The sequence below is a fragment of the Streptomyces sp. NPDC032822 genome (assembly GCF_055578825.1).
The window spans coordinates 262,641-274,474 of sequence record NZ_JBVIOL010000004.1 but is presented as its reverse complement, the minus strand read 5'-3'; the positions used below and the strand labels follow the sequence as shown (position 1 = coordinate 274,474).

At 67.0% G+C, this 11,834-nt stretch carries 11 protein-coding genes; 6 read left to right on the top strand and 5 right to left on the bottom strand.

What is annotated here, in order from left to right; genetic code table 11:
• Window positions 1–22: 22 nt before the first annotated feature.
• Window positions 23–703 (bottom strand): PadR family transcriptional regulator, encoded by a 681-nt coding sequence (locus ACZ5VD_RS13740; RefSeq protein ID WP_468682313.1) that lies wholly within the window; start codon window positions 701–703, stop codon window positions 23–25.
• A 385-nt stretch (window positions 704–1,088) separates the two neighbouring features.
• Between ACZ5VD_RS13740 and ACZ5VD_RS13735 the strand changes: the two genes are divergently transcribed.
• Window positions 1,089–3,791: a transglycosylase domain-containing protein gene (locus ACZ5VD_RS13735; RefSeq protein WP_468682312.1), complete on the top strand. Its 2,703-nt coding sequence runs from the start codon at window positions 1,089–1,091 to the stop codon at window positions 3,789–3,791.
• Between the two features lie 110 nt (window positions 3,792–3,901).
• Entirely contained in the window at window positions 3,902–5,422 is a 1,521-nt protein-coding gene (locus ACZ5VD_RS13730; RefSeq protein WP_468550078.1) for a glycosyltransferase family 87 protein, read from the top strand.
• A gap of 102 nt (window positions 5,423–5,524) precedes the next feature.
• Here the strand turns inward: ACZ5VD_RS13730 and ACZ5VD_RS13725 are convergent, their stop codons facing one another.
• The 3 genes from ACZ5VD_RS13725 to ACZ5VD_RS13715 form a co-directional block, all read right to left on the bottom strand.
• Window positions 5,525–6,556, bottom strand: a complete 1,032-nt coding sequence (locus tag ACZ5VD_RS13725; protein ID WP_468550079.1) for an alanine racemase — start codon at window positions 6,554–6,556, stop codon at window positions 5,525–5,527.
• A gap of 74 nt (window positions 6,557–6,630) precedes the next feature.
• Window positions 6,631–7,752, bottom strand: coding sequence for a peptidoglycan bridge formation glycyltransferase FemX (gene femX / locus ACZ5VD_RS13720; RefSeq protein ID WP_468550080.1), 1,122 nt, complete (start codon window positions 7,750–7,752; stop codon window positions 6,631–6,633).
• Between the two features lie 179 nt (window positions 7,753–7,931).
• The gene (locus tag ACZ5VD_RS13715) at window positions 7,932–8,246 is read right to left on the bottom strand and encodes a hypothetical protein (RefSeq protein ID WP_468550081.1); all 315 of its coding nucleotides are present in this window, start codon (window positions 8,244–8,246) and stop codon (window positions 7,932–7,934) included.
• Between the two features lie 266 nt (window positions 8,247–8,512).
• Between ACZ5VD_RS13715 and rpsF the strand changes: the two genes are divergently transcribed.
• The 4 genes from rpsF to rplI all read left to right on the top strand — a co-directional run bounded on the left by rpsF (window position 8,513) and on the right by rplI (window position 10,253).
• Window positions 8,513–8,803, top strand: coding sequence for a 30S ribosomal protein S6 (gene rpsF / locus ACZ5VD_RS13710; protein WP_007383258.1), 291 nt, complete (start codon window positions 8,513–8,515; stop codon window positions 8,801–8,803).
• A 78-nt stretch (window positions 8,804–8,881) separates the two neighbouring features.
• Window positions 8,882–9,493, top strand: a complete 612-nt coding sequence (locus tag ACZ5VD_RS13705) for a single-stranded DNA-binding protein (protein WP_468682311.1) — start codon at window positions 8,882–8,884, stop codon at window positions 9,491–9,493.
• Between the two features lie 58 nt (window positions 9,494–9,551).
• The gene (gene rpsR, locus ACZ5VD_RS13700; protein WP_006381652.1) at window positions 9,552–9,788 is read left to right on the top strand and encodes a 30S ribosomal protein S18; all 237 of its coding nucleotides are present in this window, start codon (window positions 9,552–9,554) and stop codon (window positions 9,786–9,788) included.
• An 18-nt stretch (window positions 9,789–9,806) separates the two neighbouring features.
• A complete protein-coding gene (gene rplI, locus ACZ5VD_RS13695) occupies window positions 9,807–10,253 on the top strand; it encodes a 50S ribosomal protein L9 (RefSeq protein WP_286063466.1) in 447 nt (148 codons plus the stop codon).
• A gap of 124 nt (window positions 10,254–10,377) precedes the next feature.
• On the opposite strand, the gene ACZ5VD_RS13690 is transcribed toward rplI, so the two are convergent.
• Entirely contained in the window at window positions 10,378–11,715 is a 1,338-nt protein-coding gene (locus tag ACZ5VD_RS13690) for an MATE family efflux transporter (RefSeq protein ID WP_468682310.1), read from the bottom strand.
• Window positions 11,716–11,834: the final 119 nt, after the last annotated feature.

The window sequence follows — 11,834 nt, the reverse complement described above, 5'->3', positions numbered from 1 at the left end:
GAGTGAGGCCCTGGCAGGGGCCTCACGTGGTGGTGTCGCCGGGCGTATCCGGTCCGGGGACGTCCCCGGACCGGGGCAGAACGCCCGGCGCTCCCTCTGTGGTGTCGCGAGTGGACTCTCCGTGGCCGGGCCCTTTGAGGTCCCGGCCGGCCCGCTCGCTCTCGATGAGCTCGTTCAGCCAGCGCACTTCGCGCTCCACGGACTCCATCCCATGGCGCTGGAGCTCAAGCGTGTAGTCGTCGAGGCGCTCCCGGGTGCGTGCCAGAGAGGCACGCATCTTCTCCAGGCGCTCCTCCAGGCGGCTGCGGCGGCCCTCAAGGACGCGCATGCGCACATCACCGGAGGTCTGCCCGAAGAACGCGAAGCGAGCGGCGAAGTGCTCGTCCTCGTATGCGTCGGGCCCCGTCTGCGAGAGGAGCTCCTCGAAGTGCTCCTTACCTTCCGCCGTCAACCGATAGACGATCTTGGCGCGACGCCCTGCGAGTGGTGCGGCGAGGGCGTCCTCAGTGGTGTTCCCCGGTTCTTCGATCAACCAGCCGTTGGCGACCAGCGTCTTGAGGCAGGGGTACAGCGTTCCGTAGCTGAACGCACGGAACACGCCCAGTGACGTGTTGAGTCGTTTGCGCAGCTCGTACCCGTGCATCGGGGACTCGCGGAGCAGGCCGAGTACGGCGAACTCAAGGATGCCGGAACGCCGGCTCATCGTCGCCCCCTCTCTGCCGAGCCCCGCCGAGACGGGTGCCGTGACGGTCTTTATGCCGAGCTGATGTATCGACTCGATACATCCAGACGATAGAACGGCCTTCCGGATGCGGCAAGGGAGGAAACGGTGAACGGGATCACATCACTGATTCATGGGGAGCAAGTTGCCTGATTTGAGGTGAACTTCTGGACTAGGCAGGTTTTGACGGTGCGTAGTCTGTGCGCCATGCACACCACCGGGAACCGAGTGACGCCTGGGGGGCGTCATCGCCCTCGGTGCAGTACGGATGAATGCAGAACCGACCACATCCGTACTTCGGGGGGACCGGAAACCAGCTGCCGTTTCCAGGCGCGCAAGGTGCGCCTGCCCGAGGAGTAGTCGTTCGATGAGCGAGCACCGTCGCAAACTGCCGCCGCCGCAGGGAGGCGGACGTGCCGCAGCCCGACGCGGCCAGTCCGGCTCGTCCTCCGGCCGCCGCGCGGCACCGCGTGGCGCCACCGGGTCTTCTTCCGACTCCTATGGGACGAGTTCCCATGAGTCGGATTCCTACGGTTCGGGAGGCGAGGAGCGGCTGCCCGGCGGCCGTGCCGAGGCTCGCCGGGCGGCACAGAGAAGCAGTGGAGGCCGGCGCAGAGCAGCCGAGCCCACCGGCCGCGGTGGCGGACGGGGCGGTCCGAACGGCCCCGGCCGGGGCCGCGGTCGCGCAACGGCTCCCGACAAGAAACGGGTCATCGACTATCCGCGTGCCGGCAAGTACGGCGTGGCGCGCTGGGTGCCGTCGTGGAAGCTGGTGTCGGGCCTCTTCATCGGCTTCTTCGGAGGCATGGTGGCTGTCGCGGGCATCGCGTACGCCATGGTGGATGTTCCGGACGTCGCGCTGACCGCCAAGGCTCAGAACAACGTCTACTACTGGTCCAACGGCACCGAGATGGTCGCGACGGGTGGTGAGACGAACCGCCAGGAACTCAACCTCGCGCAGATTCCCAAGGCGATGCAGTACGCCGTCATCTCGCAGGAGAACAAGACCTTCGAGACCGACAGCGGCATCGACCCCAAGGGCATCGCCCGCGCCGTGTTCAACATGGCCAGGGGCGGCGAGACGCAGGGTGGCTCGACCATCACCCAGCAGTACGTGAAGAACGCGAGGCTCAACGACCAGTCCCAGACGATCTCGCGCAAGTTCCAGGAAATCTTCGTCTCCATCAAGGTCGGCGCCACGGTCCCGAAGAACGAGATCATGGAGGGCTACCTGAACTCCGCGTACTACGGACGCGGGGCCTACGGGATCCAGGCGGCCGCCCGCGCGTACTTCGACAAGGACGCCGTCAAGCTGAACGAGGGACAGTGCGCCTTCCTCGCGGCGACACTCAAGGGCGCCACGTACTACGACCCGGCGGGCGCGCAGTCCATCGACCCGACCAACGCCAGCCCCGAGGCCAACACCAAGCGGGCCACGAGGCAGATGCAGGACACGCTCAACAAGATGGTCGAGTACGGCCACCTGAGTCAGACGGAGCGGGCCAAGTACAGGACGCTTCCCAAGGTGCAGAACCCTCGCTCGAACAACGAGCTGAGCGGTCAGGTCGGCTACCTCGTCGACCTCGCCAAGGCGTACCTCATCAACAACAAGGTCATCAGTGCCGACCAGTTGCAGCAGGGCGGCCTCTCGATCTACACGACCTTCGACAAGAAGAAGGTCGACGAGCTGGAGAAGTCGGTAAAGAAGGTCCAGAAGGCGAACATCAAGCCCAAGCAACGCCCGGACACGGACAAGTACGTCCAGTTCGGCGGAGCTTCCGTGGACCCGACGACCGGCGCCATCAAGGCCATCTACGGCGGCGAGGACGCGACGAAGCACTTCACCAACAACGCCGACGCGACCGGTGCCCAGGTCGGATCGACGTTCAAGCCGTTCGTGCTCGCCGCGGCCATGAAGTGGGGTGTGCGGGATCCTGACGGCCCGGAGTCCCAGCCGCAGGACGAGCGCACGGTCGTGTCCCCGAAGAGCCTGTACAGCGGCGAGAACGATCTGAAGATCAAGACCTACGACGGGGCGATCTGGAAGAACGAGAAGGGCAAGGAGTGGCTCCAGGAGAACGACGGCCAGCAGTCGTACGGCAGCGCACCGAACTACGACATCGACCTGCGTGAGGCGATGCGGGAGTCGGTGAACTCCGCGTTCGTACAGCTCGGCATGGACGTCGGCCTGGACAAGGTGAAGGAGTCGGCCATGGACGCCGGCCTCAAGGAGAACAGCCTTGCGGGCACGAGCTTCCCGTCCTTCTCCATCGGTATCTCCGACCCGAGTGCGATCCGGATGGCGGGTGCGTACGCCACGTTCGCGGCCAGCGGCGAGCAGCGCGAGCCGTTCTCGGTCGAGAGGGTCACGAGCAAGGACGGCCAGATCTACGCCCACAAGGACGAGTCGGTCGAGGCGTTCGAGCCGGAGGTCGCCGACAACGTCACCGACGTCCTGAAGACCGTGGTCGAGGACGGCACGGGTACCAACGCACAGCTGACCGGCCGTGAGGTGGCGGGCAAGACCGGTACCACCGACGGCAACAAGTCGGCCTGGTTCGTGGGCTACACCCCGCAGCTGTCCACGTCGATCACGATGTTCCGGATGGACGACGACGAGACCAAGAAGAACCGTCAGTTCCTGGAGATGTTCGGAACGGGTGGTCAGGAGAAGATCCACGGTGCCTCGTTCCCGTCCGAGATCTGGCACGACTACATGGAACAGGCGCTGAAGGGACAGAAGGCGGAGAAGTTCCCGACTCCGGAGCCCATCGGCAAGATCATCAACGACGTTCCGAGCCCGACACCCACTCCCACGCCCAGTGACACCCCGTCCGCCACTCCGACGCCGAGTCCCTCGCCCAGCGAGTCGCAGACGTCCGCGTCCCCGACGCCCACCGACTCCTGCCGGTTCGACTTCCAGTGCGACGGTGACGACACGGGTGGGACGGACAGTGGGGGTACGGACGGAGGGGTGACGTCGACACCGACACCGACGGAGACGGACGGGAACGTCAGTAACGGGAACGGCAATGGCAATGGCGGCATCTTCGGAGGCCCAGCCGGTTAGCCGCCATATCGCCCGCCATGGGTGTTTCACGTGAAACATGGGGCCGCCGCATCCACCAGGGTGCGGCGGCCCTCGGCGTACACCTAGGCGCGTACGGCAGGATGTGCGGCATGCCCAGCGCAGAATCGACGCCAGCGAGCGTGCACGAGCCGGACGTGGTGCGGCCGACCAAGGACGACGAGATCGCCAGGAGCGGCAGTGAGCTGATCGGCGGTCCCGTCGGACGACGTGCTCTGCTCGGGACGTCCTGGTGGACTCCCGTCCGGATCATCGCTCTCGTGGCGATCGGCATGTTCGCCCTCGGCCTGATCCAGAAGGCGCCCTGCTACAACGGCGCCTGGTTCTTCGGTGCCAGTTCGCAGTACACGCACGCGTGTTACTCGGACATCCCGCACCTCTACCAGGGGCGCGGTTTCGCCGACGGACTCGTTCCGTACTTCGACAAGCTCCCCGGCGACATGCAGTACCTCGAATATCCGGTGCTGACCGGTGTGTTCATGGAGGTGGCCAGCTGGCTCACGCCCGGCAGCGGCAGTATCCAGCACCAGGAACAGTGGTACTGGATGGTCAACGCCGGGATGCTGATGGTGTGCGCCGCCGTCATCGCCGTCTGCGTGACCCGTACGCACGCCCGCCGGCCCTGGGACGGTCTGCTGGTCGCCCTGGCACCCGCCGCGGCGCTGACCGCCACCATCAACTGGGACCTGCTGGCGGTCGCTCTGACGGCCGCCGCGATGCTGATGTGGTCGCGGGGCCGCTCCCTCGCCTTCGGCGTCCTGCTGGGGCTTGCCACGGCCGCCAAGCTCTATCCCTTCCTGCTGCTCGGCCCGCTGCTCGTGCTGTGCTGGCGCGCCGGCCGATGGCGGGAGTACGGGATGGCGTTGGTGGGCGCGATCGTCGCCTGGCTGATCGTGAACCTGCCGGTGATGTTCTTCGCCTTCGACGGCTGGTCGAAGTTCTACACGTTCAGCCAGGAGCGGGGCGTCGACTTCGGTTCCTTCTGGCTCATCTGGTCCCAGAACTCGACCGACCCGCCCAGCACCGACACCGTCAACACGATGGCCACGCTGTTGATGCTGCTGTGCTGCGGTGGCATCGCGGTGCTCACGTTGACCGCCCCGCGCCGTCCGCGCTTCGCCCAGCTCGCCTTCCTGATCGTCGCGGTGTTCATCCTCACGAACAAGGTCTACTCGCCGCAGTACGTCCTGTGGTTGGTGCCGCTGGCCGTGCTGGCCCGGCCCAAGTGGCGGGACTTCCTGATCTGGCAGGCGTGCGAGGTGGCGTACTTCCTGGGCATCTGGTTCTACCTCGCGTACACGACCAGCGGAGACGCCCACAAGGGCCTGCCGACCGACGGATATCACTGGGCCATCGCCCTGCATCTGCTGGGCACGCTGTACCTGTGTGCGGTGATCGTGCGGGACATCTTCATGCCGGAGCGGGACGTGGTGCGCCGAGCGGGCGACGACGACCCCTCGGGCGGTGTGCTCGACGGCGCGGAGGACGTCTTCGTGTTCGGTCCGGCCGCCCATCCGCCGCGGCACGCGGCCCACTTCGACGTGCCTCAGGTCGAGTGGGGCAGCGGGACCACGGTGTCCTCTGCCGAGCCCCCCAAGGGCGGTTCGCTCTGAGCGAACACGCTGGAGGCGATCCGGACGAAAGGCCGTACACGGAGTTCCGTGTACGGCCTTCGGCTTGTTCCTGACCAGGCTCAGCGGGCGGCGATCCGGTGCTCAGCGGTCGACGATCCGGTCGAACTGCGTGGTGGTGTGCCGCAGGTGGGCCACCAGTTCCTCGCCCACCTTCGGTTCCGCGGCTTCGGTCGGCACGAACAGGATGGAGACCTGCATGTGCGGGGGCTCGGCGAACCAGCGCTGCTTGCCGGCCCAGACGAACGGGGCGAGGTTCCGGTTGACCGTGGCGAGGCCGGCCCGGGCGACGCCCTTGGCACGAGGCATGACGCCGTGCAGCGCCTTGGGGGCCTCCAGGCCCACCCCGTGTGACGTACCGCCCGCCACGACCACCAGGTAGCCGTCCGAGGCCGCCTTCTGCTGGCGGTAGCCGAAGCGGTCGCCCTTGGCGACGCGCGTGACGTCCAGGACGGCCCCGCGGTACTCGGTGGCCTCGTGGTCCCCCAGCCACAGCCGCGTGCCGATCCGGGCGCGGAACCGGGTCTGCGGGAACTGTTGCTGCAGCCGGGCCAGGTCCTCGGCCTTGAGATGGCTCACGAACATCGTGTGCAGCGGCAGGCGCGCCGCGCGTAGCCGGTCCATCCAGCCGATGACCTCCTCGACGGCGTCCGAGCCGTCGGTGCGGTCCAGCGGCAGGTGGATCGCGAAGCCCTCCAGCCGCACGTTCTCTATGGCGGCGTGCAGCTGCGGAAGGTCCTGCTCGCTGATGCCGTGCCGCTTCATCGAGGACATCACCTCGATGACCACGCGGGCGCCCACGAGCCCGTACACGCCGTCGATCGACGACACCGAGCGGATGACCCGGTCGGGCAGCGGGACGGGTTCCTCACCGCGCCGGTACGGCGTCAGCACCAGCAGGTCACCGCCGAACCAGTCCTTGATCCGGGCGGCCTCGTAGGTCGTGCCCACGGCGAGGACGTCCGAGCCGAGCCGAGTGGCCTCCTCCGCCAGCCGCTCGTGCCCGAAGCCGTAGCCGTTGCCCTTGCAGACCGGGACGAGTCCCGGGAACTGCTCCTGCACGTGCTTGTGGTGCGCCCGCCAGCGCGCGGTGTCGACGTAGAGGGTGAGCGCCATGGCCGGACCTGGAACCTTTCTCGTGGCTGCGGTGTATCAGAGGTATGAGGACTGTTGAAGCGAAGAACGCTTGGTCAGCGGCGCGACATGTAGATGTCGAGCGCCTTGTGGAGCAGCTTGTTCAGCGGGAAGTCCCACTCACCGAGGTACTCGGCGGCCTCACCGCCCGTGCCCACCTTGAACTGGATCAGGCCGAACAGGTGGTCGGTCTCGTCCAGCGAGTCGGAGATGCCCCGCAGGTCGTAGACCGTGCCGCCGAGCGCGTAGGCGTCGCGCAGCATCCGCCACTGCATCGCGTTCGAGGGCCGGACCTCACGGCCGATGTTGTCGGAGGCGCCGTAGGAGTACCAGACGTGTCCGCCGACGATGAGCATCGTCGCGGCCGACAGGTTCACGCCGTTGTGGCGGGCGAAGTAGAGCCGCATGCGGTTGGGGTCCTCGGTGTTGAGGGCCGTCCACATGCGCTGGAAGTACGCGAGCGGGCGCGGTCGGAAGTGGTCGCGCACCGCTGTGATCTCGTACAGACGCTGCCATTCCTCAAGGTCGTTGTAGCTGCCCTGGACGACCTCGACACCGGCCTTCTCGGCCTTCTTGATGTTGCGGCGCCACAGCTGGTTGAAGTTCTTGTGGACCTCTTCGAGCGAGCGGTTGGCCAGCGGCACCTGGAAGACGTAGCGGGGCTGTACGTCGCCGAAGCCGGCGCCCCCGTCCTCGCCCTGCTGCCAGCCCATGCGACGCAGCTTGTCGGCGACCTCGAAGGCCCGGGGTTCGATGAAGTCGGCCTCGATGTCACGCAGTCGCTTCACGTCCGGGTTCTGGATGCCCCCCTTGATGGAGGTGGCCTCCCAGCGCCGGATGATGACGGGCGGGCCCATCTTCACGGAGAAGGCGCCCTGGTGCTTGAGGTGCGCCAGCATCGGTTCCAGCCACTCGGTCAGATTCGGCGCGAACCAGTTGATGACCGGGCCCTCGGGCAGATAAGCGAGGTAGCGCTTGATCTTGGGCAGCTGACGGTAGAGGACGAGGCCCGCGCCGACCAGCTCGCCGGTGCGGTCGTCGAACCAGCCGAGGCTCTCGGAGCGCCACTCCGCCTTGACGTCGGCCCAGGCCGGAACCTGCATGTGGCTCGCCGACGGCAGGCTCTGGATGTACGCCAGATGCTGCTCGCGACTGATTGTCCTCAGGGTCAGGCTCATTCGGGGCGCTCCTCGGGCTGGTGTGTCCCCATGGGTACAGGGGCTCCGGCTCTCGCGCCGAAGCCTACTGCGCCTTTCGAGCGCCCCGACTGGGCGTACGGCACCTTCGCCCCGGCCTGTCGGCCGCCGAGGCGTTCCGCCGTGCTTTATGTGGTGTTCGGTGGACAGTGTCCGTGGCGTCAGCCGACGACCCCGCCGAAGAGACCGCCGTGTGCCATGCCGAGGAAGAAGCCGATCGCGGACGCTCCCAGGCCGAGGATCAGCCCGAAGCGCTCACGTGTCGTCTCCGAGATCCACTGCCCGTACGCGCCGGCGAGGATTCCCACCAGGCCGGTCCAGGAGCTGAGCAGATGCAGACTGTGGAACATCGCCGTGACGAACGACGTGATGCCCAGTACCAGTGTCACCGCGAGCAGCGTGTCCTGGACGGGGTGGGGCTTGCCGTCCGTGGCGAACAGGCCTCCGACGGTGTTGGGTCGCAATGCTTGTGCCATAGGGCACCTCCTGCGGAAGACGGCGCATCGTAGCGCCATGCACACCCGATGTGTACAGACTGACGGTCCTCGGGGCCGGATTTCAACCGGAAGCCGCTGTGCGGGTACTCTGTACCGTCTGCACCGGTGTCTGCCCATGTCACAACAGGCGACTTCCCTCGGGAAACCTCGATTGTCAGTGGCGGCGGATACCGTGGCGTACGCATAAACAACCCTCCTGCCACGGAACGACCGTGGCCGCTGAGTCCAAAGGAGGTGGGTTCCACATGCGTCACTACGAGGTGATGGTCATCCTCGACCCCGATCTGGAGGAGCGCGCTGTCGCCCCCCTGATCGAGAACTTCCTCTCCGTCGTCCGTGAGGGCAACGGAAAGGTCGAGAAGGTCGACACCTGGGGCCGTCGTCGTCTCTCGTACGAGATCAAGAAGAAGCCCGAGGGCATCTACTCGGTCATCGACCTGCAGGCCGAGCCTGCGGTCGTCAAGGAGCTCGACCGCCAGCTGAACCTGAACGAGTCGGTCCTCCGGACCAAGGTCCTCCGCCCCGAGACCCACTGAGCTCTCCCGCTCAGCTGATTTCGGGATCCGAGTAGCAGCACCAAGCAGCCAGCAGCAAACCCGCCGAGAGGTTCCCCCATGGCAGGCGAGACCGTCATCACGGTCGTCGGCAATCTTGTCGACGACCCCGAGCTGCGTTTCACCCCTTCCGGTGCGGCGGTCGCGAAGTTCCGTGTCGCGTCCACTCCCCGCACCTTCGACCGTCAGACCAACGAGTGGAAGGACGGCGAAAGCCTGTTCCTGACCTGCTCGGTCTGGCGTCAGGCGGCGGAGAACGTTGCCGAGTCGCTCCAGCGAGGCATGCGCGTCATCGTGCAGGGCCGGTTGAAGCAGCGGTCCTACGAGGACCGTGAGGGCGTCAAGCGCACGGTCTACGAACTGGACGTCGAGGAAGTCGGTGCCAGCCTGCGCAGTGCCACGGCCAAGGTCACCAAGACCGCCGGTCGCGGTGGTCAGGGTGGTTACAGCGGCGGTGGTGGCGGTGGCGGCGGCCAGGGTGGCGGCAGCTGGGGCGGAGGCTCCGGCGGCGGCCAGCAGGGCGGCGGCGGTGCTCCCGCTGACGACCCGTGGGCGACCGGCGCTCCCGCCGGTGGCAACCAGGGCGGCGGCGGTGGCGGCGGCTGGGGTGGAAACTCCGGCGGCGGTGGCGCTGCCAGCGGCGGCGGCTACTCGGACGAGCCCCCCTTCTAGGCCTTCGGGCCGAGGGACGGGTCGTACCCAAACTTCTTGATCACACAGGAGATACACCATGGCGAAGCCGCCTGTGCGCAAGCCGAAGAAGAAGGTCTGCGCATTCTGCAAGGACAAGGTCCAGTACGTGGACTACAAGGACACGAACATGCTGCGGAAGTTCATTTCCGACCGCGGCAAGATCCGTGCCCGCCGCGTGACCGGCAACTGCACGCAGCACCAGCGTGACGTCGCCACGGCTGTGAAGAACAGCCGTGAGATGGCGCTGCTGCCCTACACCTCCACCGCGCGATAAGGGAAGGGTGACCGAAAAATGAAGATCATCCTCACCCACGAGGTCTCCGGCCTCGGTGCCGCGGGCGACGTCGTCGACGTCAAGGACGGTTACGCTCGCAACTACCTGATCCCGCGGAAGTTCGCTATCCGCTGGACCAAGGGTGGCGAGAAGGACGTCGAGCAGATTCGTCGCGCTCGCAAGATCCACGAGATCCAGACCATCGAGCAGGCCAACTCTGTGAAGGCCCAGCTCGAAGGTGTCAAGGTTCGTCTGGCCGTTCGCTCCGGCGACGCCGGTCGTCTCTTCGGTTCCGTCACCCCGGCCGACATCGCTTCGGCGATCAAGGCTTCCGGTGGCCCCGAGGTCGACAAGCGCCGCATCGAGCTCGGTACGCCGATCAAGACGCTGGGCGCCCACGAGACGTCCGTGCGCCTGCACCCCGAGGTTGCCGCCAAGGTCAACATCGAGGTTGTCGCGGCCTGATCGCCGCACTCGGCCAGGACTGCTGAGAGGAGGGGCCGCACCCACTCGGGTGCGGCCCCTTCCGCGTGCCGGAGATCCGCCAGGGACCATGTTTCACGTGAAACGCCGGTTTCACGTGAAACAGTCAGCGCGTCGCCCCCGTCACCAGCCAGCGTCCGGAGCGGGTACGCAGCCACAACGTCACCATGCGCACGGTCATCATCAACGTCATGGCCAGCCAGAGCGCCGTGAGCCCGCCGCCGAGTGCCGGAACCAGGAGGGCGACGGGGATGAACACCGCCAGAGTGACCAGCATGGCCCCCGCCAGGTACGGCCCGTCGCCCGCGCCCATCAGGACTCCGTCCAGGACGAAGACCACGCCGCAGATCGGCTGCGACAGAGCGACGATCACGAGAGCGGGCAGGGCGGCGTCCTTCACCACGGAGTCACTGGTGAACAGGGACAGGAACACCGGGCGGCTGATCACGACCAGCACGCCGAGCACGATGCCGACCGCGATACCCCACTGCACCATCCGACGACAGACGCGGCGGGCGCCTTCCGGGTCGTCGGCACCGAGGTACCGGCCGATGATGGCCTGCCCGGCGATGGCGATGGCATCGAGCGCGAAGGCGAGCAGGCTCCAGAGCGACAGGATGATCTGGTGCGCGGCGATGTCGGCGTCACCGAGACGGGCAGCCACGGCGGTGGCGATCATCAGGATCGCCCGCAGCGAGAGCGTACGGACCAGCAGAGGGACGCCGGCCTGTGCGGAGGCCCGGATCCCGGCAAGGTCGGGGCGCAGTGAGGCATGGTGCCGACGGGCGCCGCGGACCACCACCACGAGGTAGGCGCCGGCCATACCGCACTGGGCGATCACCGTGCCCCAGGCGGATCCTGCGATGCCGAGGCCGGCGCCGTAGACGAGGATCACGTTGAGGACGGCGTTGGCGATGAAGCCGGCGCCGGCGACGTACAGCGGGGTCTTCGTGTCCTGCAATCCGCGCAGAACACCGGTGGCAGCGAGCACGACGAGCATGGCCGGGATGCCCAGGGTCGAGATCCGTAGATACGTGATCGCGTACGAGGCCGCGGCGTCGGAGGCGCCGAAGAGGTCCACGATGGTCGGTGCCGTCGGCACGACGACGGCGATGACGGCGATGCCGAGCAGCAGGGCCAGCCAGACACCGTCCATGCCCTGGCGGATGGCGGCCTGAAGGTCGCCCGCACCGACACGCCGGGCGACGGCCGCCGTGGTCGCGTAGGCGAGGAAGACGAAGATGCTGACGGCGGTCATGAGGACGGCCGAGGCGATGCCGAGTCCGGCGAGTTGGGCTGTGCCGAGATGGCCGACGATCGCGCTGTCGGCCATGACGAAGAGCGGCTCGGCGACCAGCGCGCCGAAGGCCGGAACGGCCAGCGCGACGATCTCACGGTCGTGTCGGCGGCGGGTGGCCTTGAGGGCCGCGGGAGCCTGTGTCATGAGCACCAATCTAATCGTCCACAGGTAAGAGATGCAATGACTTACTGACCCTTACTCGTTGTTGCGTGGTGCGCACGCTTGTGCACCGTTCGATGTGATCTTGGTCTGAGTGGGAAAGT